General features: G+C 75.3%; 18 protein-coding genes. 9 read left to right on the top strand and 9 right to left on the bottom strand.

Annotation, left to right across the window (positions count from 1 at the left end; translation table 11 throughout):
* The first annotated feature begins 110 nt into the window (after positions 1-110).
* The 8 genes from tagH to VQH23_RS01940 all read left to right on the top strand — a co-directional run bounded on the left by tagH (position 111) and on the right by VQH23_RS01940 (position 10,762).
* Positions 111-1,679 (top strand): type VI secretion system-associated FHA domain protein TagH, encoded by a 1,569-nt coding sequence (gene tagH, locus VQH23_RS01975; protein ID WP_338663937.1) that lies wholly within the window; start codon positions 111-113, stop codon positions 1,677-1,679.
* Entirely contained in the window at positions 1,676-2,146 is a 471-nt protein-coding gene (gene tssJ, locus VQH23_RS01970) for a type VI secretion system lipoprotein TssJ (RefSeq protein WP_338663936.1), read from the top strand. Before tagH ends, tssJ begins: the two co-directional genes overlap by 4 nt.
* A gap of 10 nt (positions 2,147-2,156) precedes the next feature.
* The gene (tssK, locus tag VQH23_RS01965; RefSeq protein WP_338663935.1) at positions 2,157-3,485 is read left to right on the top strand and encodes a type VI secretion system baseplate subunit TssK; all 1,329 of its coding nucleotides are present in this window, start codon (positions 2,157-2,159) and stop codon (positions 3,483-3,485) included.
* A gap of 21 nt (positions 3,486-3,506) precedes the next feature.
* Positions 3,507-4,868: a type VI secretion system protein TssL, long form gene (gene tssL / locus VQH23_RS01960; protein ID WP_338663934.1), complete on the top strand. Its 1,362-nt coding sequence runs from the start codon at positions 3,507-3,509 to the stop codon at positions 4,866-4,868.
* A 4-nt stretch (positions 4,869-4,872) separates the two neighbouring features.
* Positions 4,873-8,439 (top strand): type VI secretion system membrane subunit TssM, encoded by a 3,567-nt coding sequence (tssM, locus tag VQH23_RS01955; protein WP_338663933.1) that lies wholly within the window; start codon positions 4,873-4,875, stop codon positions 8,437-8,439.
* Complete coding sequence (gene tagF / locus VQH23_RS01950) at positions 8,421-9,041, top strand: type VI secretion system-associated protein TagF (RefSeq protein ID WP_338663932.1); 621 nt, start codon at positions 8,421-8,423, stop codon at positions 9,039-9,041. The genes tssM and tagF overlap by 19 nt, the downstream gene beginning before the upstream one ends.
* Entirely contained in the window at positions 9,038-9,802 is a 765-nt protein-coding gene (locus VQH23_RS01945; RefSeq protein WP_338663931.1) for a protein phosphatase 2C domain-containing protein, read from the top strand. The genes tagF and VQH23_RS01945 overlap by 4 nt, the downstream gene beginning before the upstream one ends.
* Positions 9,803-9,871: 69 nt before the next feature.
* Positions 9,872-10,762, top strand: coding sequence for an FkbM family methyltransferase (locus VQH23_RS01940; RefSeq protein WP_338663930.1), 891 nt, complete (start codon positions 9,872-9,874; stop codon positions 10,760-10,762).
* A 23-nt stretch (positions 10,763-10,785) separates the two neighbouring features.
* Here VQH23_RS01940 and VQH23_RS01935 read toward each other — a convergent pair whose 3' ends face one another.
* From VQH23_RS01935 to VQH23_RS01910, 6 genes are read right to left on the bottom strand one after another with little or no spacing between them, the layout of a single operon-like run.
* Positions 10,786-11,781, bottom strand: a complete 996-nt coding sequence (locus VQH23_RS01935) for a methyltransferase domain-containing protein (protein ID WP_338663929.1) — start codon at positions 11,779-11,781, stop codon at positions 10,786-10,788.
* The gene (locus VQH23_RS01930; protein ID WP_338663928.1) at positions 11,778-12,941 is read right to left on the bottom strand and encodes a glycosyltransferase; all 1,164 of its coding nucleotides are present in this window, start codon (positions 12,939-12,941) and stop codon (positions 11,778-11,780) included. Before VQH23_RS01930 ends, VQH23_RS01935 begins: the two co-directional genes overlap by 4 nt.
* Complete coding sequence (locus VQH23_RS01925) at positions 12,938-14,110, bottom strand: glycosyltransferase family 4 protein (RefSeq protein WP_338663927.1); 1,173 nt, start codon at positions 14,108-14,110, stop codon at positions 12,938-12,940. Before VQH23_RS01925 ends, VQH23_RS01930 begins: the two co-directional genes overlap by 4 nt.
* Entirely contained in the window at positions 14,107-15,225 is a 1,119-nt protein-coding gene (locus tag VQH23_RS01920; RefSeq protein ID WP_338663926.1) for a GNAT family N-acetyltransferase, read from the bottom strand. Before VQH23_RS01920 ends, VQH23_RS01925 begins: the two co-directional genes overlap by 4 nt.
* Positions 15,203-15,958, bottom strand: a complete 756-nt coding sequence (locus VQH23_RS01915; protein ID WP_338663925.1) for a YdcF family protein — start codon at positions 15,956-15,958, stop codon at positions 15,203-15,205. Before VQH23_RS01915 ends, VQH23_RS01920 begins: the two co-directional genes overlap by 23 nt.
* On the bottom strand, positions 15,958-18,228 hold the full coding sequence (locus VQH23_RS01910; protein WP_338663924.1) for a glycosyltransferase: 2,271 nt from the start codon (positions 18,226-18,228) through the stop codon (positions 15,958-15,960). Before VQH23_RS01910 ends, VQH23_RS01915 begins: the two co-directional genes overlap by 1 nt.
* Before the next feature lie 53 nt (positions 18,229-18,281).
* Here VQH23_RS01910 and VQH23_RS01905 point away from each other — a divergent pair, with 53 nt between their 5' ends.
* Positions 18,282-19,325, top strand: coding sequence for a GNAT family N-acetyltransferase (locus VQH23_RS01905; RefSeq protein WP_338663923.1), 1,044 nt, complete (start codon positions 18,282-18,284; stop codon positions 19,323-19,325).
* Positions 19,326-19,333: 8 nt separating this feature from the next.
* Here the strand turns inward: VQH23_RS01905 and VQH23_RS01900 are convergent, their stop codons facing one another.
* Genes VQH23_RS01900 through asnB form a run of 3 tightly spaced genes read right to left on the bottom strand, consistent with a single transcriptional unit; the run spans position 19,334 to position 23,779 of the window.
* The gene (locus tag VQH23_RS01900) at positions 19,334-20,317 is read right to left on the bottom strand and encodes a glycosyltransferase family A protein (RefSeq protein WP_338663922.1); all 984 of its coding nucleotides are present in this window, start codon (positions 20,315-20,317) and stop codon (positions 19,334-19,336) included.
* 1 nt (position 20,318) lies between these two features.
* On the bottom strand, positions 20,319-21,854 hold the full coding sequence (locus VQH23_RS01895; protein WP_338663921.1) for an oligosaccharide flippase family protein: 1,536 nt from the start codon (positions 21,852-21,854) through the stop codon (positions 20,319-20,321).
* Positions 21,855-21,862: 8 nt separating this feature from the next.
* Complete coding sequence (gene asnB, locus VQH23_RS01890; protein WP_338663920.1) at positions 21,863-23,779, bottom strand: asparagine synthase (glutamine-hydrolyzing); 1,917 nt, start codon at positions 23,777-23,779, stop codon at positions 21,863-21,865.
* Between the last annotated feature and the right edge of the window lie 103 nt (positions 23,780-23,882).

The following is a 23,882-nucleotide window of genomic DNA, read 5'->3' as shown; positions in this document are numbered from 1 at the left end:
GCCGCGGCCTTATTGTCGCGCCGGAAGGACCCGGGGGAGGGCGGAATGAGCGATCGCGGATCGGCGCTGCCCCGCGGGCGTGCCCCGGCCGGGCGGGGGCGCGTGCGGCCTTGAGCCTGACCCTTTCCGTCATCCGCTGCCCCGACAGCGTCGCGCCGGAACGGCGCGAGGTGACGGGCGGCGAGCTCAGCATCGGCCGCGGCCCGGACAATGACTGGGTGCTGGCCGACCCCGAGCGCCACCTCTCCAAGCGGCACTGCCGCATCGCCTTCCGCTCCGGCGCCTGGCACCTGACCGACACCAGCTCTAACGGCACCTTCGTGAACCACGCGCCGGCCCCGATCGGGCCGGGCGGCGACCGGATGCTGCGGGACGGCGACCGGATCACCCTCGGCACCTTCGAGATCGAGGTGCGGATCGCCGAGCCGGCCTACGATCCCGCGCCAGCCCCCACCTATGACCCGGCCCCCACCTACGACAGCCCTATCTACGACAGGAAGGGCGGCGGCGGGCTCACGCCGGACATGCTCGACCCCTTCGGGGAGGCCGCACCGCCGCCGCGTCCCTTCGGGGATCGCTACGAGTCCCCGCCGGGCCTCCCCGGTTGCTCGATCGGCGGGCCTAGCCTGCTGCTGCCGGATGATTTCGACCCGCTGGCGCCGGCGGAGGAGCCCTTCCACGGGCCGACCCAGCCGGACCACGCCCCGGCGCTGAACGCCGCCTTCCGCCCCGCGCCCGACCCCTTCGGCGACGCCCCGGCCAGCCCGCCACCGGGGGGTGGGGGCGGCAACCTGATCCCGGACGACTGGGACCTGGACCTGCCGGCCGGCCCTTCCCCGGAGCGGGGGGGCGGGCCATCGGCGCCCCCGCTCAACAGGCCCGAGCCCTCCGGACCCGAGGCCTACCGGCCGGTGCAGGCCCCATTTCCGGCCCCGGTCTCCGCGCCCGCCGTGGCCCCGCCGATGCCGCCCCCGCCGGTATCGTCCCAGCCGGTGTCGCAGGGAGGCCCGCCGCCGCAGGTCGCGCCGCCGGTTCCGCCGCCGGCCGCCCCGCGCCCGCCCGCGGCGGAGCTTCCCGTGGCCACCCCGGACCCGGCCCTGCTCCTCGCCTTCCTGCGGGGCACAGGCCTCGGCGAGCAGCCCGTGCCGGATCCCGCAGCCACGCTGGAGGCGGCCGGGGCGGCCCTGCGCGCGGCGGTGAGCGGGCTGCGCCAGGCGCTGATCGCCCGCGCCTCCATCAAGGGCGAGTTCCGGATCGAGCAGACGATGATCCGCACCACCGGCAACAACCCGCTGAAGTTCTCGGCAGGCGACGACGACGCGCTCCTCGCCATGCTCGGCATCGGGCGGCGCGACGCGATGCGGCCGGACGCCGCGATGGCGGACGCGCTGCGCGACATGCGGCTGCACGAGCTGGCGACGGTGACGGCGATGCAGGCCGCGGTGCGCGCGCTGCTGGCGCGCTTCGACCCCGCCGCGCTGGAGCGCGGGGCGGAGAAGGGCGGCTTCTCCGTCATCCCCGGCGGGCGCAAGGCCCGCGCCTGGGAGGCCTTCGAGGCCCTGCACGCCGAGGTGAGCGGCGCGCTGGCCGACAACTTCGATAGCGTCTTCGGCAAGAGCTTCGCCAAGGCCTACGAGCAGGCCATGGAAGAGCTCTCGTCCCGCAGGGAGATCCCATGATCCACCGCCGGCCCTTGCTGGTCCTTCCCGCGCTGCTGCTGGCGCGCTGCGGTGCGCCGCCGCCCCCGCCGCCGCCTGTCCTCAACCTCACCGTCCGGGGCGGGACGGACCAGAACCCGGACGGGACGGGGAGGGCGGTGCCGGTCTCCGTGCGCCTGTTCTTCCTCGGCGGCACGGGCAAGTTCGAGGCGGCGGACGTCTTCGCGCTGACCGAGCGCGAGGCCGCGACGCTGGGCGCGGACTCGGTGGGGTCGGAGACGGTGATCATCCGCCCCGGTGAGACCGTCTCGATCGAGCGGGAGATGAAGCCGGCGGCGAAGTTCCTCGGCGCCGTCGTGCTCTTCCGCGCGATCGACGGGGCGAGGTGGCGGGTTTCCCAGCCCATCGCGCCCAGCGGGCCGACGCGTCTCCTCCTCACCACCTCCGGCACCACCGTCACCCTGGCGCCTGCCCCCACATCGACATGAGTTTCGCAGCATGAGCTGGACCAACCGCGTCGTCTGGCACGAGGGGATGTTCCTCCGTTCCCAGCATTTCCAGCAGCAGGACCGCTGGCTGGAGACGCTGGTGCGCGAGCGCACGGCGGCGCTGCGGCCGCATGGCTGGGGCATGACGGAAATGGTCGTGAACCGCGACCTGCTCGCCACCGGGCAGTTCGCGCTCGTCTCCGGCCGCGGCGTGTTCGAGGACGGCACGCCCTTCTCCACCCCCGGCGACACCGACCAGCCCGTGCCGCTGGACCTGGCGGAGAGCGTGCGGAACGCCGTTGTCTACCTCGCCCTGCCGATCCGCCAGAACGGCGCGGTGGAGGTCGTCTCCGACGCGGTGCTGGAGGCGCGGCTGCTGCAGCGCCCATTCGAGGCCTACGACACCCATTCCGGCTCCCCCCAGCCCGCCGAGCTGCAGGTTGGGCGGCTGCGGATGCGCTACATGCTGGAGACGGAGAACCGCGCGGGTTACCACTGCATCGGCCTGGCGCGCGTGCTGGAGGTGGGATCGGACCGGCGCGTGACGTTGGACGAGCGCTGGATCGCGCCGGCGCTGCTCTGCTCCGCCGCGCCGCCGCTGATGGGGCTGCTGAGCGAGCTGGCGGGGATGCTGAACCAGCGCGGCGAGGCGCTGGCGGCGCGGCTGACCCAGCCCGGCGGGCGCGGTGTGGCGGACGTGTCGGACTTCCTGCTGCTGCAATCCGTGAACCGCGCGCAGAAGCTCATCGGCCACTGGGCGGATGCGGGCGCGGTGCATCCGGCGGACCTCTACGCGGCGCTGGTGCAGATCGCCGGCGACCTCGCGACCTTCACCGACGCGCGGCGGCGCCCTTCCAACTACCCGCCCTACCGCCACGCGGACCTGCAGCGCAGCTTCGAGCCCGTGGTCGCGGACCTGCGCCGCTCGCTCTCCTCCGTCATCGAGCAGAACGCCGTGCCCATCCCGCTGGAGGACCGGCGGCACAACGTGCGCGTGGGACCGCTCAAGGACCGCGGGATCCTGCGCGGCTCCAACTTCGTCCTCGTCGTGCAGGCGGACGTGCCGGCGGAGACGCTGCGGCGCCTCTTCCCGCCGCAGGTGAAGATCGGGGCGGTGGAGCAGATCCGGGAACTGGTGAACGTGGCCCTGCCCGGCATCGCCGTGCGCCCGCTGCCGGTGGCGCCGCGCCAGCTGCCCTTCTACGCGGGCGCCACCTATTTCGAGCTCGACGGCAACTCGCCCCACTGGCAGCAGATGCAGTCCTCCGGCGGCTTCGGCATCCACGTCTCCGGCGATTTTCCCAATCTCAACCTCGAGCTCTGGGCCATCCGGGGCTAGTCCGGATCACGGGAGGCAGGGATGAGCGACAATCCGTTCTCGGAGCCCGACGACAGCGATCGGACGATCATCCGTCCGGCACCGGGTGGCCGCCGCCCCGCCGCGCCGCCGCAGCAGTCGGCACCGGCGGGTGCCGCGCCCCTCTCCCCGCCGGTGCCGCCGCCCATGGTCGCGGAGGGCACCACGGACCTTGCCGTCGGGGTCAATCCGCTCGTGGCGGTCGCCTCGCCGCTGCTGCAGCTCGTCACGCGGCTGCGGAACACCGCCCGCCCGCCCGCGGCCGGCGACCTGCGGGAGCGGGCGGTGGCGCAGGTGCGCGCCTTCGAGAAGACGGCGCAGGGGGCCGGCATCCCGCTGGAGCAGCTGCGGCCCGCGCACTACGCGCTCTGCGCCACGCTGGACGACGTGGTGCTCGCCACCCCCTGGGGCGGCAGCGGCGGCTGGGCGGAGCGCTCCATCGTGTCCACCTTCCACCAGGAGGTGCGGAGCGGCGAGCGCTTCTTCGACCTGCTGAAGCAGATGAACGACAATCCCGGCCGCTTCCTGCCGGTGATCGAGCTGATGTACCTCTGCATGTCGCTCGGCTTCATCGGCAAGTACCGGCGCGCGCCGCACGTGCCGGCCGGGATCGAGCCGGTGCGGGAGGAGACCTACGCGATCATCGCGAAGCACCGGGCGGCCGCCTCGGCCGAGCTGGCGCCGCACACCGCCGGGGTCTCCGCGCCCTACCGCGCCGCGCGGATGCGGGTGCCGCTCTGGGTCGCGGGCGCGGCGGCGCTCGCCGCGCTGGGCGGGCTGTTCATCTGGACCTCCGGCGGGCTGAACGCGGCGTCGGACGACCTCTACGCCCGGATGCTGGCCGCGCCGCCCGCGACGATGCCCGCCATCTCCCGCGCCGCCATCGTGCAGCCGCCGCCCCCGCCGCCGCCCTCCAACCAGCCCACCGCGCTGGACCGGCTGAAGACCTTCCTGGCGCCCGAGATCGCGGAGGGGCTGGTGACGGTCACCGGCACCGCGGCCACGCCGGTGATCCGGATCAGGAACCGCGGCATGTTCCCCTCCGGCAGCGCCACTGTGCAGGCGAACTTCCGGCCCGTGCTGGTGCGCATCGGCGAAGCGCTGAAGACGGAGCCGGGGCCGGCGCAGGTGATCGGCTACACCGACAACCAGCCGATCCGCACCGTGGCCTTCCCCTCCAACTTCCAGCTCTCCACCGCCCGCGCCCGCACCGCGGCGGCCATCGTGGGGGAGGCGGCGGGCGATCCCGGGCGGCTGGCCGTCGAGGGGCGGGCGGATGCCGATCCGATCGCGCCGAACACCACGGCGGAGGGGCGGGAGCAGAACAGGCGGATCGAGATCGTGCTGCAGCGGACCGGAGGCTGAGGCCATGGCCTTCCTGAGTCGCTTCCCCTGGCGCTGGGTGTTGAGCTTCGTCGGCGTCGCGCTCCTCGCCATCCTCGTCTGGCTCTTCGGCCCGCTGCTGTCCTGGCTGGAGGACCCGATCCCGCGCGCCGCCATCATCCTGGCGATGCTGCTGGTCTGGGCGGTCACGAATCTCCTGATCACCCGGCGGCGCCGGCGGCGGGACACGGAACTGGCCGTGGGGATCGCCGCGCCCGTCGCGAGCGCGCGCGGGCAGGAGCGGGCGGAGGAGGTGGCGGCGCTCGGCGAGCGCCTCTCGGAGGCCATGGCGCTGCTGAGGAAGGCCCGGGGCACGCGCGGCTACCTCTACGAGCAGCCCTGGTACGCCATCATCGGCCCGCCGGGCGCGGGCAAGACGACCGCCCTGCTGAACGCCGGGCTGAAGTTCCCGCTGGCGGCGGAGATGGGGCAGGGCGCCGTGGCCGGCGTCGGCGGCACCCGCATGTGCGACTGGTGGTTCACGGAGGAGGCGGTGCTGATCGACACTGCCGGCCGCTACACCACCCAGGATTCCAACGCGGAGGTGGACCGCGCGGGGTGGGAGGGCTTCCTGGCCCTGCTGCGCCGCACCCGGCCGCGCCAGCCGCTGAACGGGGTAATCGTCGCGATCTCCCTCAGCGACATCGCGGCCGCCCCGGCGGAGGAGCGGATCGCCCATGCCCGCGCCATCCGCCGGCGTATCAAGGAGTTGGAGGAGAAGCTCGCCGTCCGCCTGCCGGTCTATGCCCTGCTGACGAAGGCGGACCTGCTGGCGGGCTTCACCGAGTTCTTCGACGACCTGGACCGCGAGCGGCGGGAGCAGGTCTGGGGTGCCACCTTCACCTATGGCGACGGCTCCAGGGGTTCCCGCAAGCCCGCGGGCACCGGCCCGGCCGAGGGGTTTGCCGCAGAGCTGCGGCTGCTGGTGGAGCGGCTGAACGACCGCCTCCTCGCGCGGCTGCAGGCGGAGCGCAGCCCGGAGCGCCGCGCGCTGATCGCGGGCTTCCCCGCCCAGGTGGCCTCGCTGGAGCAGCCGGTGATGGGCTTCCTGACGGAGGCCTTCGGCGGTTCCCGCATGGATCCCGCGCCGATGCTGCGCGGCGTCTATCTCACCTCCGGCACGCAGGAGGGGACGCCGATCGACCGGCTGGCGGGCACCATCGCCCGCTCCTTCGGCATCGACCAGCAGCGCGCCGCGAGCCTGCGGCCGGAGCGCGGCCGCAGCTACTTCCTGCACCGGCTCCTCACCGGCGTGATCTTCGGCGAGGCGATGCTGGGGAGCGAGCCGCCGCAGGTCCGGCGCCGCCGCTTCCTCGTCCGCGCGGCCTCCTTCGCCTCCCTGCTGCTCGTCGCGGTGCTGGCCGGCGCCTGGATGATGGCGGGCCGCGCCGAAGGGCAGGCGGAGCTGGACGCCACCGCGAAGGCGCTGGCGGAGTACGAGGCCGGGGCCACGCGGCTGCCGCTCGACCCCGTCGCGGATGCCGACCTGCCGCGTCTGCTGACGCTGCTCGACAGCGCGCGCAAGCTCTCCCGGCCCGATGGGATGCCGGAGGGCGGGATCGCCACCTTCGGCCTCTCGCAGCGCGCCAAGCTCGAATCCGGGGCGGAGGTGGTGTACCGCCACGCGCTGAACCACGCCCTGCTGCCGCGCATGATCTGGCGGCTGGAAGCGCAGATGCGCGGCAACCTGACGCGGCCGGATTTCCTCTATGAGGCCTCCCGCGTCTACCTCATGCTCGGCAACCAGGGGCCGCTGGACCGCGCCCTGGTGCGGGAATGGATGGCGGTGGACTGGCGTAACACCTATCCCGGCGCCTTCAACGCCCCCGTCCTGGCGAGCCTGCGGGAGCACCTGGATCGGCTGCTGGAGGGCCCGCTGCCGCAGGTGGCCCTGGACGGGGAGCTGGTGGCGCAGGCGCGGGCGACCTTCAGCCGAGTGCCGCTGGCGGCGCGCGTCTACTCCCGTATCAAGCCCTCGGCCGCCGCCCAGGCGCTGCCGCCCTGGCGGCCCTCCGAGGCGCTGGGCGCGGCGGGGCAGAGCGTCTTCGTGCGCCCTTCCGGCCAGCCACTGAATGCCGGCGTGCCGGGCTTCTTTACCCTCGCCGGCTTCCACCGCGTGCTGCTGCCCGCGCTGACGGGCGCGGTGCGGGAGGTGGCCTCGGAGAGCTGGGTCCTCGGCACCAACGCGGAGGTGAACCTCGCCGGGCCGCAGCTGCAGCAGCTGGAAGGGGCGGTGGTCGCCCTCTACGTCGCCGATTACGCGGCGGCCTGGGACGCGATGCTGCAGGACCTGGACGTGGTGCCGCTCCGCAGCCTCACCCAGGCCTCGCAGGACCTCTACATCCTCTCCTCGCCGCAATCGCCGATGAAGGCCCTGCTGGAATCGATCGCCCGGCAGGTCACCCTTTCCGAGCCGCCGCCCCCGGCGCCCGGCGTGGCGGGCGCGGTGGCGGATCTGGCCAATCGCGCCCAGGGCGCGGCGAACGCGGCGGCGGGGGAGGCGTCGCGCGTGACGGCCGTGCTCGGCGGCGCGCAGCCCGGCGCGGCCCCGGCCCTGCCGCCCGGCACGGAGATCGACCGGCGCTACCAGGCCCTGCGCGACCTCGTCGCGGGCGGGGCGGGGGCGCCGATCGGCCAATTGCTGAAGCTTCTGAACGACCTGCAGCAGCAGCTGGCGAAGCTGGCGGCGGCGCCGATCGGCAACGCCGCGCCCGCCACCCCGCCGGGGCCGGACCCGACGCTGGCGCTGCGGGCGGAGGCGCAGCGGCAGCCGCAGCCGATCGCGCGCTGGCTCCTCGCCATGGCCGGCAGCGGCAACGTGCTGCGCGGCGGCGGCGCCCGGCAGCAGGTGGCGGCCGCCTATAACGGCGCGGGCGGCCCGGCGGCGCTCTGCCCCGTGGCGGTGAACGGGCGCTTCCCCTTCGCGCCGGGCAGCAGCCAGGAGACGCCGCTGGACGATTTCGGCAAGCTCTTCGCGCCGGGCGGGCTGATCGACGGCTTCTTCAACACGCAGCTCAAGCCCTATGTGGACACCTCCGGCACGGTGTGGCGGCCGCAGGCGGCGAACGGCGTGCCGGCGCCCGTCTCCCAGGCCGATGTCGCGCAGTTTCAGCGCGCGGCGGCCATCCGGGACCTGTTCTTCTCCGGCGGCGCGGCGGCGCCGGCCGTGCGCTTCGACATCACGCCCTCGCAGCTCGACGCGGAGGCGCGGCAGGTCTCGCTCGACTTCGACGGCACGGCCGTGACCTACAGCCACGGCCCGCCGCGGACAACGCAGATCACCTGGCCCGGCCCGACGCGGATGCAGAACGTCCGCCTCGTCTTCGAGCCGCCGCCGGCGGGCGGGACCGGCGTCCTGTCGGATAACGGCCCCTGGGCGATGTTCCGCATGTTCAACCGGGGCACGCTGCGCCCGGCGGGATCGCCGGAGCGCTTCACCCTGACCTATCGGCTGGGCGACCGACAGGCGGTGTTCGAGATCCGCGCCGGTTCCGTGAACAACCCCTTCGCGCCGGGGCTGCTGCAGGAATTCCGGTGCCCGCGGGTGGAGTAGCCGCCCCGCCCGCGCAGGGCAGCGGGGTGCGGGCCGGGGTCTTCGGCAAGTTGCCGGTCCGGGGCGACTTCGTGCGCCTCGGCCTGCCGCGCGACTTCGTCGATCCCTGGGACGCGTGGTGGGGGCGCGGCCTTCTCTCCGTGCGGGAAATCGCCGGGGAGGACTGGGTGGCGGCGTGGCTGGAGGCGCCGGTCTGGCACTTCGTGCTGCCGCCGGGGCTGATGGGGCGGGACGGCGTGGCGGGCGTGTGGATGCCGAGCGTGGACCGCGCCGGGCGCTATTTCCCGCTGACGGTCGCCGCCGCCGCCCCCTACGACTGGGCGGAGCGGCCCGGCGAACTGCACGGCTTCCTGGCCGGGGCGGAGCGCGCCGGGCTGGAGGCGCTGGAGAGGGATCTGGACCCGGAGGCGGTGCTCGGCCTGGCCGCGGCGGCGCTGGACGGTTTCGCGGAGGCGCGGGCGGTGGTGGAGCCCGGCCTCGCCGCCTGGTGGACCGAGGGCGCGCCGCGCGTCTCGCCGCGCGCGGAGCGCGGCCGGCGGCTGCCGGAGGGGCGCGGCTTCGCGGGGCTGATCGACGACGGCTGGGGGGTGGATCCGCGATGACGGCGACCGTCGACGACACGTGGCGCCCGACCCGCCCCGCCTTCCGATCCCGCGCCGTGACGCATGCGGGCGCGGTGCGCCGGCACAACGAGGACGCCTTCGTGGACCGCCCCGACCTCGGCCTCTGGGCCGTGGCGGATGGCGCGGGCGGGCACGAGTCCGGCGAGGTGGCATCGGCCGCCGTGGCCGGGGCGCTGGACAGCATCCCGCAGGGACTTCCCCCCGGCCAGGTCCTTCAGGAGGTGCGGACCCGGCTGGCGGCGACCCATGTCTCGCTGATGGAGAGGAGCGGCCGGCGCGGCCCGAACGTGCTGATGGCAACGACGGTGGTGGTGCTGCTGGCGCAGCAGGGGCACTTCGCCTGCCTCTGGGCCGGGGATTCGCGCGCCTACCTGCTGCGCGACGGCGTGCTCACCCAGGTCAGCCGCGACCACAGCGTGGTGGAGGATCTGCTGGAGGCCGGCGCCATCACCGCCGACCAGGCGGCGCGCCACCCGCAGGCCAACGTGATCACGCGCGCGGTGGGGGCCGCGCCCGAGGTGCTCGACCTCGACAAGCGCGCCGGTTCCCTGCACCGGGGCGACCGCTTCCTGCTGTGCAGCGACGGCCTGTGCAAGGCGCTGGACGATGCCCGCATCGCCGAGCTTCTCGCCGGTGATCCGGAGGACGGGGCGGACCGGCTGATCGCGGCGGCGCTGCTGGCGAGGGCGAGCGACAACGTCACGGCCGTCACGGTGCAGGTCCTGCCGGCCGCGGGCTGAGGCAGGATCGTCAGCACGGCCTCGAAATCAATGGCGTTGTCGCGTTCGGCTGGTATGATCGCCGGCGTCATGACAACGAACTCAGCCGTCGAGCACGGCCACCGCGCAGCGCAGCCTGCGGCCCCGATCCGCACGGCGGCCTGGCGGGACAGCCTCGCGCGCCGCGCGGCCGCCACCGCGGCCTATCCGCTGATCTGGGCGATCAACCGCCCCTCGGCGTCCTGGCTCGCCCGCGCCATCTACGATTTCGCCCTGCGCTGCAACGGCGTTGCCATCAACTTCAAGGGCAGGCACGGCCTGAACAAGGCGGAGGAGCGCTTCCTGGACAGCGTCGCGCCGCGGCTGCAGGGCGGCGTGCTGCTCGATGTCGGCGCGAATTACGGATCCTACGCCGAGTACCTCTCGCGCATCGCGCCGACGGCCCGCATCCACGCCTTCGAGCCGCACCCCAGCACGTTCCGGCGCCTCTCGCAGCACCTCTCCGGCCGCAACGTCACCCTCGTGCAGGAGGCCCTGTCCGACCGGGACGGCGAGCTGGAGCTGTTCGACTTCGCGGACGGAGACGGCTCCACCCAGGCGAGCCTCAGCCATGAGGCGGTGGACATGTTCGCGGACCGGGTCGTGCGGCACGCGATCCGCAGCACCACCCTCGACGCGTATCTCGAGAGGGAGGGGATCGAGCGGGTCGACTTCCTGAAGATCGACACGGAGGGCTTCGACCTGAACGTGCTGAAGGGGGCGGAGCGCGCGATCCGGGAACGGCGCATCGGGATGATTCAGTTCGAGTTCATCCCCGCCAACATCGCGACCCACGTAACCATGCGCGACTTCTTCGCCGCCCTGCCGGGCTACGGGATCCATCGCCTCTGCCTCAACGGCGAGCTGCTGCCGCTCTTTCCCTACGACGTGAAGCGCTGCGAGATCTACGTGACGCAGAACCTCATCGCCCTGCCCACCTGATCCACGCGCTTCAGGGCAATGCTTCAGGGCGGGGGCAGGCGTTCCGGGCCGAGGCCGAAGCGGTCCCGGTAGTCGCGCACGAGGTCACGGTCGGAGACCGGCGCTCCCTCCCGCAGCCGCCCGAAGAACCAGCAGCCGCCGGCGGCGTCGGCCCCGTGCCGCAGGGGCCGGTCCAGGCGCCGCAGAAGGGGGGTGAGGAGCAGCCCCATCATTCGCGCCGCCATCCTCCATCCCCTTCGCCCGGAGGCGGATTGCAGCGCCGCGCCGATCGTCCAGGCCGCCACGCTGCCCACCCCCATGGCCACCCCGGCCGCCACCTCGTCGAAGTGGCGGAACAGCCGCCGGTGGCCGATCGGCGTGAACCGCGTGAAGTCGTAGGCGCCCATGTGAACGGGCTGCAGGAAGGGCGTCACGGCGTAGACATGCCCGCCCGAATCCAGCACGCGCCCAAATTCCCGCGCGCAGAGCCAGGGATCGGCCACGTGCTCCAGCACGGCGACGGCGATGACGAGGTCGAAGCTCCCGTCGGGGAAGGGGAGGTGGTGCGCGTCCGCCACCGCGTCCACGGCGGGGCCGAAGGCGACGTCCGTGCTCAGCACGCGATCCTCCGGCGCGCCGAGCCGCAGCCCGCCCGAGCCGACGACGAGGACGCGCGGCCGCGGCCGCAGCGCGGCGACGTAGGCGATGGCCTCCGCCGCGTCCGGGTGCCGGATGCTCGTCTCCGCGTCGCCCAGCCGCCGCGCGGCCCGGTGATACAGGCGCCGCAGCCCGCCCGAACGGTCGGCGTCGCGCCCGTAGCTCGGCCCCTCGTAGCCCGCGCCGCCGCCGTAATCCGCGATGGCGAAGACGGAGCGCTCGTCGTCGATCAGCACGGGCACGCCGTCGATGACGGGGTAGAGGGTGCCGCACCGGCAGCAGCGCAGGGCCGCGCCCTCCGCCTCCAGCGGCCCGCGGTCCTTCGGGCAGGCCAGCCGGAAGCCCTGCAGGGTCGCGGGGGAGGCCGTCACCTCGTCGATCATGGCGTGATGGTCCGCCCGATCAGCGCGGCATGGGCCTGGAACATGGCTTCCTCGTCGTAGTCGCGCTCCGCCTTCTCTCTGTTCGCGCGGCCGATCCGTCGCCGGAGCGCGGCGTCGCGCAGCAGGGGCCGCAGCGCATCGGCCAGGGCCTCGTCGGTGCGCGCCGCCAGGTGCGGGGCATTCTGTGCGGAGAGCATCAGGCGCACGTCACCGACCTCCGTCGTCGCCACGGGCAGCCCGGTCGCCATCGCCTCCAGCACGGAGAAGGGCATCTGCTCCGTGTCGGAGGAGAGGCAGACGATGTCCATCGCCCGGTAGGCCGCGGCCGGGTCCGCGACATGGCCGGCAAAACGCACCACGCCGGAAAGGCCGAGCCCCCCGGCGAGAGCCTCCAGCCCCGCCCTCTCGGGCCCGTCGCCAATCAGGACGATTCGGAACGCCACGCCCTCCCGCAGCAGCAGCGCCGCGGCGCGCAGCAGCCGCGCGATGTTCTTCTCCGGGCGCAGGGCCGCCACGGCGCCGATCAGCGGCCCGTCCCCCGGCACCTCGATCTCGAGCCTCGGCCCGTCGGGCCGGAACCGCCTGAGGTCGATTCCGTTGGGGATGTGGCTGAGCCGTTCCGGCGGAAGCTTCCACACCTGCTGCGCCGCCCGCAGCAGCGTCGCGGAGGGCAGCATGACGTTGCTCTGCCGCAGGGCGAGGCGGCGGGCCATGATGCGGCGCCCGAACTGCGCGGCGCTCTCCTCCGGCCCGAAGCCGTCCTCCGTGTGGAGGTGCGGCAGGCCGGCGGTCAGGCGGTTGGCGATGGCCCACTCGATGCTGCCCCAGTTGCTCGTGATGAGCAGGGCCGGCCGCAGGCGGCGCAGCAGCCCGGCCATGCGCGCCAGGCGCTGCACCGGGCTGGGCGCGCCCTCCCAGGGCGGCCCGGCAGAGGCGAGGCGGACCGCTTCCCCGATCCGCTGCGCGCAGTCCACCCGCCCGTCCATGGCAACGACCACGTGCCGCCAGCGCGGGCCGAAGCGGTTCGCCAGCGCGGCGAAGCGCACCTGCGCGCCGCCGACCGCGAAGCTGGGAAAGACGTGCAGCAGCAGCGGCGCGTGGGCGCCTTCCCCGTTCCCGGGCGCGACCTCGTCGAGGATCGATGCCGCGGTGGATGTCATGCGGTGGCCTCCGGTACGGCGCGGCCGGCGCGCCGGGCGACGCGGCGATCCGCCTCCGCGGCCGCGAGGAGGGCGACGCGGCGCGCATGCCCCTTCCAGGTCAGGTCGCGCCGCAGGATCTCGGCCCGCGCCGCCTCGCCGAGCGCGCGCCGCAGCGCGGGATCGCCCGCCAGCCGCATCGCGGCGCGCCAGAGCCCGTCCGGATCGGCGGGATCGAAGAGCAGGGCGGTGCGGCCGTGCTCCAGCAGCTCCCGGATGTTCGGCTGGTCGGGCGCGACGATCGGCCGGCCCGCCGCCATGTACTCCAGCACCTTCAGCGGGCAGGCATAGTCCACGGCCGCCGGCTGGAGCGCGATGTCGAAGCCGGAGACCACCTCCGGCACCCTCTCCCGCGCGACGAGGCCGGTGAAGTGCACGCGGTCCGCCACGCCGCACTCCGCCGCCAGCCGTTCCAGCCCCTCCCGTGCCGGACCCTCGCCGGCGACGTGCAGCACCGTCCCCGGCCCGGCGGCCGCCAGGGCGCGCACCACGGAGGCGAGGCCGTGCCATTCCCGCAGGAAGCCGATGAAGCCCAGCACGATCTTACCGCCGGCAGCCCGCTCGGCCGGTGGCGGGAAGTCCTCGGGCGCGATGCCGTTGGGCACGACGGTGACGCGCGCCGCCGGCACCCCCGCCCGCGCGAGCCGTGCCTCGAGCACGGCCGTGACCGGCAGCACCCGGTCCGCGCGGCGCCAGACCAGCCGCTCCAGGAAGGTGGCGACGGGGCGCAGGGCGAGCCCGCCGAAGCGCGCCCGCTCCTCGGCCAGTGGCGCGTTCACCTCCAGCAGCAGCGGCAGCCCGCGCCGCGCCGCAACGAAGGTCCCGGCGAGGTGGAAGAGGTTGGCGCGCTCGTAGATCGCCTCCGGCCGGAAGGCGGCGGCGGCGCGGTCCAGCCGGATCGCTGCCGGGACCGCGTAGGCCAGCTCCGCCAATTCCCCGATCCAGGCCGGCAGGCGGCGGCGGATGAAGGACAGCGCCGGGCTGTCCCCGCCGAGGTCATCGCGCTCGAAGCCGGCGGGGCCGACCACCCGCACCTCGTGCCCGTCCGCGCGCAGGGCCGCGACCATGGCCTCCAGGTGCACGGCCTGCCCGTCGCGCGAGCGGATCCGGTGGCTGTAGAGAATCCTCATGCGTCCTCCCCCCGCGCTTCCCCCGCCGCGGGCGCCGGCCGCCAGGCCCCCTGCCAGGCCATCACCCGCCGCCGCCCCCGCCCGGCGAGCTGGCGGGCCAGTTCCAGCACCCCGGCGGGGTGCCAGGGGTCCGTGACCACCAGCCCGACCCGCTGCCGGCGCTCCGCGACCCAGAGCCGCTTGTAGGGATCGTCGCCGCGGCCGAAATCGAGGCCGTCGACACCCTCCTCGATCAGGCCGCGGATCATCAGCGCGGTGAGGGCGGTGCCCGGCGAGGCCGCCCGTTCCGCCTCGTCGTGCGACAGCTTCAGGAGGAAGGCGCGGCCTTCCGTGACGATCCAGTACTGCGCGGCCAGGGGCCGGCCGTCGCTCGCCCGGTGCAGCACGCCCAGCCGCAGCGCGCCGAGCGTCGCGGCGGCCCGCATCAGCGCCGCGTCGAAGCCGGGCGCGGGCTCCGGCGGCTTCCAGCTCCGGTCCCGCACGGCGTGGTAGTCGGCGATCGCGGCCTCCAGCGCGGCGCCCGGCGCGGTCACGAGGGTGAAGCGCGATTCCCGGGCGCTGCGGGCCAGCTTGCGCCCGATGGTGGTGCGAAGGGCGGGCGGGCGGCCGGCCAGGTAGGCCGTCCAACCGCCGCCCGGCTCCAGGGGGCCCCACCAGTTGCCGAAGTGCCGGTAGTGGTCGAGGGCGAAGCCGCCGGCGCGCAGCCCGTCCGCGATGCCCGCCATCGCGGGGGAGGCATCGTCCAGCGCCTCCAGCCGGGTTGGCGGGCGGCCGCGGAGCAGCCCGGCCAGCGCGCGCCCGGCCTCCCGCAGCGCGTCCTCTCCGGTGCCCGGCTCGGGCAGCGGGTCCCAGCGCAGGGTGTAGGGCGTGGCCAGGGTGCGCAGGCGCCCCCCCTCGGCCATGAGGGGCAGCAGAGCCGCCCCGCAGAGGGCCAGCACCGGCGCGGCGCCCGGCGGCACGGCGTGGGCGAGCACGGTGTCGTACCAGCCCCGGCCCGCGAAGAAATCGCCCCCTGGCGGCGCCAGGTGGCGGTCGCACCAGCCGGGAAGGCGCGGCTCCTCGAGCCGTACCAGCCGGGCCTCGGCCCGCTCGCTAAGCGCTGTCGCGGATGGCATAGACCAGCCTCCCCGCCCATTCCCGCAGGGCGAACCAGCTCTCGACCAGCCGATCCACGCGGGGCAGCCAGTGCGGCAGGTCGAAGCGGGGCGCGGCGGCCAGGTCGGGCGCCTCCGGCACCGTCTCCAGCCCGGCCCGTCCGAAGGCCTCCAGCGCCCGCGGGAGGTGCCATGCGTGGCTGACCACGAAGGCCGCGCCGATCCCCTCGGCGCGCAGCATGGCCGCGCTGAACACGGCGTTGTCCCGCGTGTCGCCCGCCCGGGGCTCCACCCAGCGCGCGGGGGTTCCGAAGTCATCCGCCAGGCTGCGCGCCATCAGGGTGGCCAGGGCAGGGTCCCCGGGCGAGAGCACGCCCCCGGTGACGAGCAGCGGCAGGCCCGTGCGGCGCTGCAGGGCGGCCCCGGCGCGCAGGCGCTCCAGCGTCAGCGGCCCGACCTCCGCGCCGTGGCGGGTGTGCGTCACCTCGGCCCCGAGGACGATGATGGCCGCCGGCGCCGCCCGCAGGGCCGGGGCCGGCGCGGCAATCTCCCGCTCCAGCGAGGCCATGAGCAGGGCGGAGACGGCCGGGGTGGCGAGCAGCAGGAGCAGCGAGGCGGCGAGGGCGGTGCCGAGCCCCGCCATCCGCGAACCGCGCCAGGCCAGCAGCCCGCCCGCCACGCAGGCGATGGCGAGACCCAGGGGCGGCAGGCCGAGCGACGTGAGGACCTGCCGCAGCGGGATGGCGCCCTCCATCACGACGCCGCCGCCAGGGCCGGGGCGGCGGGCGTTTCCGCGCCGTACCGCACTTCCCGCCAGGTCGCGTTGCGGCCGCCCACCTCCTCCCGGAAGAAGGCGTAGTACTCGTCCAGCCAGGCCAGGAAGCGGTCCCGCTGCGCCGCCGTGCGGACATAGGGAGTGTTCCCCGGCTCCAGCGAGGGGGAGTGGTAGGTCAGGACGAAGACGCGGTGGCCCGCCGCCAGCATGGCGCGCGTCAGGCGCTTCGCCTCCTCAACCGTCATGCCCTCCGGGCTCAGCCGGATGCGCTCCAGCAGCCCCAGACGGGCTGCGGCGCCGGCCAGGCGCAGCCGGTCCGCCCCGGGCCGGAACAGGAGAGGCGCCAGCCGTCCGCCATGGGGCGCGAGCCGGCCCACCAGGGCGGCGGAGACCGGGATCTCCATTAGCGTCCTCTCCCGGTCCACCCAGTAGGGGGCGGGCGGGCTGGCCCAGGCGGCGGGATCGTGGCGCGCCGCCGCCGTCGGCCAGCAGGGGGAGACGCTGCTGTCGGCGGCGTAGCCGAGCTGCTTCAGCACGTCCGCCGTGCGCGGCCCCACCCCGAAGCGCCCGGTGCGGTAGATCCGGGGCGCGATGCCGAAGGCGTCCTCCAGCGCGCGCGTCAGGCGGCGGGCCTTCTCCAGCTCCACGGTCGCGGGCAGGTTGCCGGCGAAGCTGTTGGCCTCGCCCACCGCCTCCGTGAAGGGGGGCGTGACCCAGGGGTGGAGCTGCGCGCCGAGGTCGCAGAGCCCGTCCCGCAGCAGCTCCCGCAGCGGCGCGCGCCCGGAATCCTGGTCCGCCACCGGGTAGTCCGCGAGGTAGACGGGCACCACCCCATGGCGGGAGAAGACGCGGTGCGCGAGGTGCTGGCTCCGCATGGAGGTGACGTCCCGCGCCTCGCGCGAGAAGGGGCGGGACCAGTCGAAGGCCTCCTCCGCGTCCACCATCGTCACCAGCACCGGGGCGTCACCTCGGCCGGCCCCGGCCCCGGCCCCAGTCCCGGCCCCGGCCGCGCCCGCGGGCGCGTGGAAGCGGCTGTCCGTGATCGAGGCGGTGCAGCCGAGCCCGCTCTCCGGCACCTCCGGCGACGGCACCGCATCCGCGAGGCCGTAGATGCCAAGGTAGCGCGCGGCCACCCCCCGCATCCCGAACTGCCGCGCGCAGAGCGCCTTGCCCGCCGCGCCTAGCCGGCGCCGCAGCGCCGCGTCCCCGGCCAGGCGCAGCACGGCGTCCAGGTAGCCCGCCCGGTCCTCGAACAGGAAGCCGGTCTCGCCCTCCAGCACGAAGCTCTCGTTCACCCCGGGCAGCCGGCGCGCGACCACGGGCAGCCCGTGCGCCATCGCCTCCGGCACCACCGTGCCGAACCCCTCTAGCCGGGACGCGAAGACGAGGAGGTCCGCCGCCTCGAACCAGGGGTGCGGGTCCAGCCTCTCCCCCGCGAGCACCACGGCCCCGCCGATCCCGGACGCGGCAACGGCCCGCTCCAGCCCGCGCACGTAGTCCGGCTCCAGCGGCGGCCCGACGAGGACGAGACGCGCCCCGGGGTGCCGCACCAGCACCGCCGGCATCGCCTCGATGAGGAAAAGGGGGTCCTTGCGGGCGCAGAGCCCGCCGACGAAGAGCAGCACGGGATCGTCCGGCCCGGCGCCGATGGAGCGGCGCATGCGCTCCCTTGTTCCGGGCGCGGCCAGCGGCACGGTGACGCCGCAGGGGACGAGGTGGCAGCGCTCCGGCGCGGCCGCGACGGCGCGGTTCTGCCCGTGCAGGCGGGGGCTGATGCCGACATAGGCGTGGAACAGCCGGAACCCCGCTGTCGCCAGCCGCCGCAGCCCGGGCCGGTAGTGGCCGATGAGCACGGGCAGGCTGTCGTCCAGCGTCGCCGAGAGCACCAGCCGCCGCCCGGCCAGCCGGGTGAGGAGGTAGGTGAGGAAGTACCAGTCCGCATGGGTGCGGAAGTGCACGGCGTCGTAGCGGTGCAGGTTCCGCAGGAACCACAGGGCGAGCCGGGCGTGGTGCAGCGCCGTCCGCGCCGGCCGGGCGTTGAGGTAGACCACCCGCCGCAGCGTGGAGCAGAATGCGGCCGCATCCGGCGCCGCGGGGCGCGGCGTGTGGGTGACGAGGAGGTCGTGCTCCGTCGCCCCCGACAGCTCCTGCATCACGGCGCTGCAGCGCTCCAGGAACACGCCCTCGCCGGTGAAGGCGGGGCGGTAGTATTTCAGCACGTGCAGGACGCGGCGCGGCGGCCCCCTCATTGCCCCTCTCCCCGCGTTGTGCGGCCGGGGCCTGCCGGGGCAGGATCGCGCCCGTGCAGATCACCGCCCATCCCGTGCGAGACCTTGCCCAGCTGGGAGAGGAGTGGCGCGCGCTGGAACCGGGGGTGGCCGGGCTCTCCTTCTTCGGGTCCTGGAGCTGGGTGGGCTGCCTGGCGGAGGAGCGTTACGACGACCCCGTGCTGCTGCGGGCGAGGGCGGGCGGGCGGGACCTCGCGCTGGCCCTGTTCAACCGCCGCCGCGGCCGCCTCCACCTCGCGGAGAGCGGCGACGAGGCGCTGGACGCGCCCTTCATCGAGCACAACGCGCCGCTGGTCGCGGCAGGAGCCCCGGAGGGGACCGGGGCCGCCCTGCTGGCCGCCGCGTGGCGCGTTCGCGGCGTGCGGCGCCTCGTCCTCGGCGGCACGGCGCCCGGGCTCGACGGCGCCGCCGGCGGGATCGCGCTGCGCCGGCATCAGCGCCCCGCGCCGCTGCTGGACCTCGCCGCCGTCAGGGCGAGCGGCGGCGACTACCTCGCCACCCGCAGCGCCAACACGCGCCAGCAGCTGCGCCGCTCCGCCAGGGCCCTCGAGAAGCGCGGCCCGCTGCGCCTGGACCGCGCGGCGGATGCCGGAGAGGCTCTGCAATGGTTCGAGCGGCTCCGCGCCCTGCACGGGGAGACCTGGAAGGCCCGCGGCCTGCCCGGCGCCTTCGCCACGCCCTTCCTGCTGCGCTTCCACCGCGCCCTGATCGCCGCCGCCGCCGAGCGCGGCGAGCTGGACATGCTGCGCGTGACGGCGGGCGGGGCGGAGGTGGGCTATCTCTACAACTTCCGCCTGGGCGGGCGCGTCTCCGCCTACCAGAGCGGGCTGGTGGCAGGTGAGGCTGGGTCGCCGGAGAAGCCCGGCCTCACCTGCCACGCCATGGCGGTGGAGCGCGCGCTGGAAGCGGGCGACGCCGTCTACGACTTCCTGGCGGGGGACGCGCAGTACAAGCGCAGCCTGGCCAACGGCGCCGGCGCGCTCGTCTGGTCCGAGCGCGTCCCGGTGCTGTCGCCGCTGGGGATCGCGGCCCGCCTGCGGCGGGTGCTGAGGGGCTGAGCGCGCGCTCATGCGGCCTCCGTGTCCAGGATGAGGCGCGGCGTGAGGTCGCCCCAGGGCGGGGCGCTGCGCATCCGCCGCAGGGCCAGGGCCGCGAAGGGGTCGCGCCAGGGGCGCGGCTCCCGCTCCGCCGGGGCGCGCGCGATCCATTCCAGGACGTGCCGGTCGGCATCCCCGGGCATGGCGCGGAAGCCGCCCTCCCGCCCATCCGCGGGGTAGAGGGCGTCCTTCAGCGCGGTCCATTGCAGGCGCCCGCGGCCCTGCTGCACCAGGCGGTGCAGGTGGCGCCGCGCGTCCCGCCAGCGCAGCGGGTTCAGCCGCGGCGCCCGCCAGGTGGCGCGCTCCTCCACCACCAGCCGCTCGGTCCGCCAGCCGCCGCGCGCCGTGTCCAGGTCGTGCAGCACGAGGGAGCCGATGAGCCCGTCGCCGCGGTAGAGGCCTAGTGGGAGTCTCACCCCCGCCGCCGCGATCCGGTCCAGGAAGCCTCCGCGCAGGGCGAAGAGCGAGCCGTGCAGCCCCGGCTCCGCCCGCATCCGGCGGCGCAGGGCGGCGGCGCTGCGTCCCGTGCTCGGCACGGCCGCCGCGGCCCGGGCCGCCGGGTGCGCCAGCAGCCCGGCCGCCAGGCGGGTGAGCGCGTCCGGCTCCACCGCCGCGTAGGCGTCCACGAAGAAGCCCGTCTCCGCCCGCGGCCGCAGGGCGTGGATATAGTGGTTCAGGGCGTTCGCCTTGTCCGCCTGCGGGATGAGGAAGACCCGGCCGCGCAGCCCGGCCCCTCGCAGCGCCGCGGCGGCCCGCACAGCGGAATCGTCGGTGGTGCCGTTCAGCAGCACCGTCACGTGCAGGTCCCGGCCCGACCCGGCCGCCGCCAGGGCGCGGAGGCAGCCGGCGATGAAGGGCGCCTCATTCCGGCCGAACACGGCGGCCGACCATTCCGCCCGTCCGGATCTCGCCTCCGCGGGCAGGGGGCCGTCCAGCGGCATGGGCATGTCCATCTCAGCCCTCCCGCGCCAGCGGGGCGCGGCCGCGAAGGGGGGGGAGGCGCCCGGCGACGCGGCGGGCCAGGGCGGCCATGTCCGCCTCCGCCCCTGCCGGACGCCCCGCCGCGAGCCAGCACAGGGCGAGCGCCGCGACGAAGCTCGCAGCGCCGAGAGGGACCCCGGCGGCGAGGAGCGACGCCGCCGCACCCGCCGTGCCCGGGGGAGGGGCCCAGCCGAGCCCGCCCCACCACAGCACGGCGACCATGGCCGCCGTCGCGGCGGCGGGCCGGCCCAGCCGCGCCAGGAAGCGCGCGGGCGGGATCCGGAGCGCGCGCAGGGCGAGGCCGACGAGCATCAGGTGCTCCGCCACCACCGCGAGGCCGACCGCCAGCCCGGCCCCGGCGAGGCCGTGGGAGCGCGTCAGCAGGACGAGCAGGACCACGCGCACCGCCGCCGCCGTGACGGTGACGCCGAGCAGGGCCCGCAGGGACGCCCGCGCGTTCAGCAGCGCCGCGCTCACGCCCCCGAACAGCGTCAGCGTGCTGGCGACGCCGAGGATCTGGACCACCGGCACCGCCTCCATCCAGGCCGGCCCGAAGGCGAGCGCCACCACCGGCCCCGCGACGAGGGAGATGCCGAAGCCCGCCGGGATCGTCAGCAGCGCCGTCAGCGCCACGATGCGGAGATAGGCGTCCTCCAGCAGCACCGGGTCGCCCTGCCGCAGGGCCGCGGCGAAGCCGGGCATGCAGGCGCGGCAGATCGGGTCCACCATCTCCGTGGTCGGCAGCACCGCCACCTCCGCCCCCGCGGCGTAGATGCCGAGCCGCGCGGGGCCGAGGACGCGACCGATGACGAGGCTGTCCGCCCGGTCCCGCACCACCGTCGCCAGGCTGTTCGCCCAGCTCCAGCCGGAGACGCCCGCCAGCTCCCGCCAGGCCGTCAGCGAGAGGCGGGGGCGGTAGGGGTGCAGCAGGTGGCTCGCCACCACGAGGCCGAGCCGGTTGACGAGGATGCCCAGCACCAGCGCCCAGTGGCTGGCCAGCAGCCACGCCCCGAGGACCGTCACGGCGATGCCGACCACGCGCGGCAGGAACTGGAGCTGGAACTCCTTCTCGAAGCTCAGCTGCCGGCGGAAATCCGCGACGCCGACATTCGTCAGCCCGCTCGCCGCGGCCGAGGCGGAGAGGGCGAGCAGGACCGGCGCCAGCCGCGGGTCGCCGAAGAAATCCGCCGCGGGCCACGCCCCCACGGCGATGAGGACCGAGAGAAGAAAGGAGCGCAGCAGGTTCAGCGTGAAGGCCGTGTCGTAGAGCGCCGGCCGCGGATCGTGCGAGCGCACGATCTGGTCCTCCACCCCGATGGAGACGCAGACGTCCAGCGCCAGGGCGAAGGCCGTGGCGAGGGCGACGAGGCCGAAATCGCCGGGCGGCAGCAGGCGCACGAGGATCAGCGTGCTCAGCAGGCCCAGCACCCGCGTCATCATGCGCCAGGCCATCACCCAGCCCGCGCCGCGCGCGGTGGCCGCGAGGATGCCGCCGCGGGCAGGGGGCACGCCGCCCCTCACCGCGCCGCCACCGCCGCGTCCGGCAGGGCGCGCGCGCCCTCCACGCCGCCCGCGAGGAAGCCTTCCAGCACCAGGAGCTGCCAGAGGGCCTGGGCGTGGTCGAGGCGGCCATCGGCGTGCTGGTCCACCAGCCGCGCCAGCGCCGCGCGGTCGAACAGCCCGCTGTCGAGCATGGCGGGGCCGAGCAGCCGCGCGCGCAGTTCGGGCGCCCGCGCGCGCAGGGCGGCCCCCATCGGGGCGGCGAAGCCCTGCTTGCGCCGCCCCGCCACCTCGCCGGGCAGCAGGCCGGCCACCGCCTCCCGCAGCACGCGCTTGCCGGTCCCGCCGCGCAGCTTCAGCGGGGCGGGCAGGGCCATGCCCCACTCCACCAGCGTGTGGTCCAGCAGCGGCGGCCGCACCTCCAGTGAGACCGCCATGCTCGTGCGGTCCACCTTCGTCAGGATGTCGCCGGGCAGGTAGGTGTGCAGGTCCGCGTACTGCGCCTGCAGCAGCGGCTCGTCCGGGTCGCACTCCTCCATCAGCGCGCCGAAGCGCGCCGCCGGGTCGTGCCCCTCCACCGCGCCCCGCATCGCCGGGGAGAGGAGGGCGCGCCGCCGCTCATGCGCGATGCGGCAGACCGTGTTGTAGTAGCCGAGCGCGCTGTCGAGGCTGATCTCCGTCAGCGTGTGCTTCGCGCGCAGCCAGCGCGGCGCCCGGTCCAGCTTGGGGTAGGCGCGGGCGAGGGAGCCGATCAGCGGGCGCCGGATGCGCGAGGGGACGTGGCGCCGCACGGCCTCGGCCAGGGCGTGCCAGCGGTAGCGGCGGTAGCCCGCGAAAACCTCGTCCCCGCCATCGCCCGAGAGCGCCACGGTGACGTGGCCGCGCGCCAGCCGGCACACCGCGAGGGTCGGGACGGAGGAGGCGTCGCCGAAGGGCTCGCCGAACAGGGCGGCCTGCCCGCGCGCGTCCTCCAGCAGGTCGCCCGAGGCGGCCCGGGCGCGGTGCGTGCCGCCGAGCAGGTGGGCGAGGGCGGCGGCGGGGGGCCTTTCGTCCTCCGTGCCCTCGAAGCCGATGGTGAAGCTGTCCAGCGGCCGGCCGGCCCGCGCCGAGGCGGCGGCCACCGCGCTGGAATCGAGGCCGCCCGACAGGAAGCAGCCCAGCGGCACGTCCGACATCAGCCGCATCCGCACCGCGTCCCGCAGCCGCGCCGCCAGTTCCTCCGCCGGCGCGCCTTGCGGCGCGCTGACGGTGCGCGGCGGCTGCCAGTAGCGCCGCGGCGCCGGAAGCCGCGCCTCGCCCCGCCCGAGCCGGAGGAGGTGGCCCGCGGGCAGCCGCCGGATGCCGGCATAGACCGTGTGCGGGTCCGGCACGTAGCCGAGCGCGAGGAAGTCGTCGACCGCCGCCGGGTCCAGCCGGCACGAGAGGGAGGGCAGCGCCAGCAGCCCCGCGATCTCGGAGGCGAAGGCGACGCCCCCGTCCGGCAGCGCCGCGTAGTGCAGCGGCTTCTCGCCCAGCCGGTCGCGCGCGAGGAAGAGATGCCCGGCATCCCGGTCCCACAGCGCGAAGGCGAACATGCCGTTCAGGCGGTCGAGGCAGCCCGCGCCCCATTGCCGCCAGCCGTGCAGGATCGCCTCCGTGTCCGAGCGGGTGAGGAAGCGGTGGCCCAGCCCCTCCAGCTCCTGGCGGAGCGCGGCGTGGTTGTAGATCTCGCCGTTGAAGGAGATCACGAGGGCGCCGTCGGGCGTCGCCATGGGCTGCGCGCCGCCGGCCAGGTCCACGATCGCCAGGCGCCGGTGGCCGAGCGCGACGCCAGGCTCGGCGTGGAAGCCCTCGCCGTCCGGCCCGCGGTGCCGGACCGCCTCCGCCATGCGCCGCACCGGCGCGAGATCGGGCGTTCCCTGGCCCGGTTGGAAGATCCCGACGATGCCACACATGCTGGGCGGTTCCCTGTTCAGGACGATCCTATTCAGGACGACCTGGAGTTTTCCGGCGTGCTATGGACGGGCCTTGCACCAAGGCCATGGCGGAGAGACATCG

This window comes from Pararoseomonas sp. SCSIO 73927, from assembly GCF_037040815.1.
Classification (GTDB): Bacteria; Pseudomonadota; Alphaproteobacteria; order Acetobacterales; family Acetobacteraceae; genus Roseomonas.
This window is presented reverse-complemented; position numbering and strand designations above follow the sequence as displayed.

Bases quoted from the DNA above. Each gene is read 5' to 3' on its own strand.
- tssJ (WP_338663936.1), top strand. From the start codon at position 1,676: ATGATCCACCGCCGGCCCTTGCTGGTCCTTCCCGCGCTGCTGCTGGCG.
- tssK (WP_338663935.1), top strand. From the start codon at position 2,157: ATGAGCTGGACCAACCGCGTCGTCTGGCACGAGGGGATGTTCCTCCGT.
- tssL (WP_338663934.1), top strand. From the start codon at position 3,507: ATGAGCGACAATCCGTTCTCGGAGCCCGACGACAGCGATCGGACGATC.
- tssM (WP_338663933.1), top strand. From the start codon at position 4,873: ATGGCCTTCCTGAGTCGCTTCCCCTGGCGCTGGGTGTTGAGCTTCGTC.
- VQH23_RS01945 (WP_338663931.1), top strand. From the start codon at position 9,038: ATGACGGCGACCGTCGACGACACGTGGCGCCCGACCCGCCCCGCCTTC.
- VQH23_RS01940 (WP_338663930.1), top strand. From the start codon at position 9,872: ATGACAACGAACTCAGCCGTCGAGCACGGCCACCGCGCAGCGCAGCCT.
- VQH23_RS01935 (WP_338663929.1), bottom strand. From the start codon at position 11,781: ATGATCGACGAGGTGACGGCCTCCCCCGCGACCCTGCAGGGCTTCCGG.
- VQH23_RS01930 (WP_338663928.1), bottom strand. From the start codon at position 12,941: ATGACATCCACCGCGGCATCGATCCTCGACGAGGTCGCGCCCGGGAAC.
- VQH23_RS01925 (WP_338663927.1), bottom strand. From the start codon at position 14,110: ATGAGGATTCTCTACAGCCACCGGATCCGCTCGCGCGACGGGCAGGCC.
- VQH23_RS01920 (WP_338663926.1), bottom strand. From the start codon at position 15,225: ATGCCATCCGCGACAGCGCTTAGCGAGCGGGCCGAGGCCCGGCTGGTA.
- VQH23_RS01915 (WP_338663925.1), bottom strand. From the start codon at position 15,958: ATGGAGGGCGCCATCCCGCTGCGGCAGGTCCTCACGTCGCTCGGCCTG.
- VQH23_RS01910 (WP_338663924.1), bottom strand. From the start codon at position 18,228: ATGAGGGGGCCGCCGCGCCGCGTCCTGCACGTGCTGAAATACTACCGC.
- VQH23_RS01900 (WP_338663922.1), bottom strand. From the start codon at position 20,317: ATGGACATGCCCATGCCGCTGGACGGCCCCCTGCCCGCGGAGGCGAGA.
- asnB (WP_338663920.1), bottom strand. From the start codon at position 23,779: ATGTGTGGCATCGTCGGGATCTTCCAACCGGGCCAGGGAACGCCCGAT.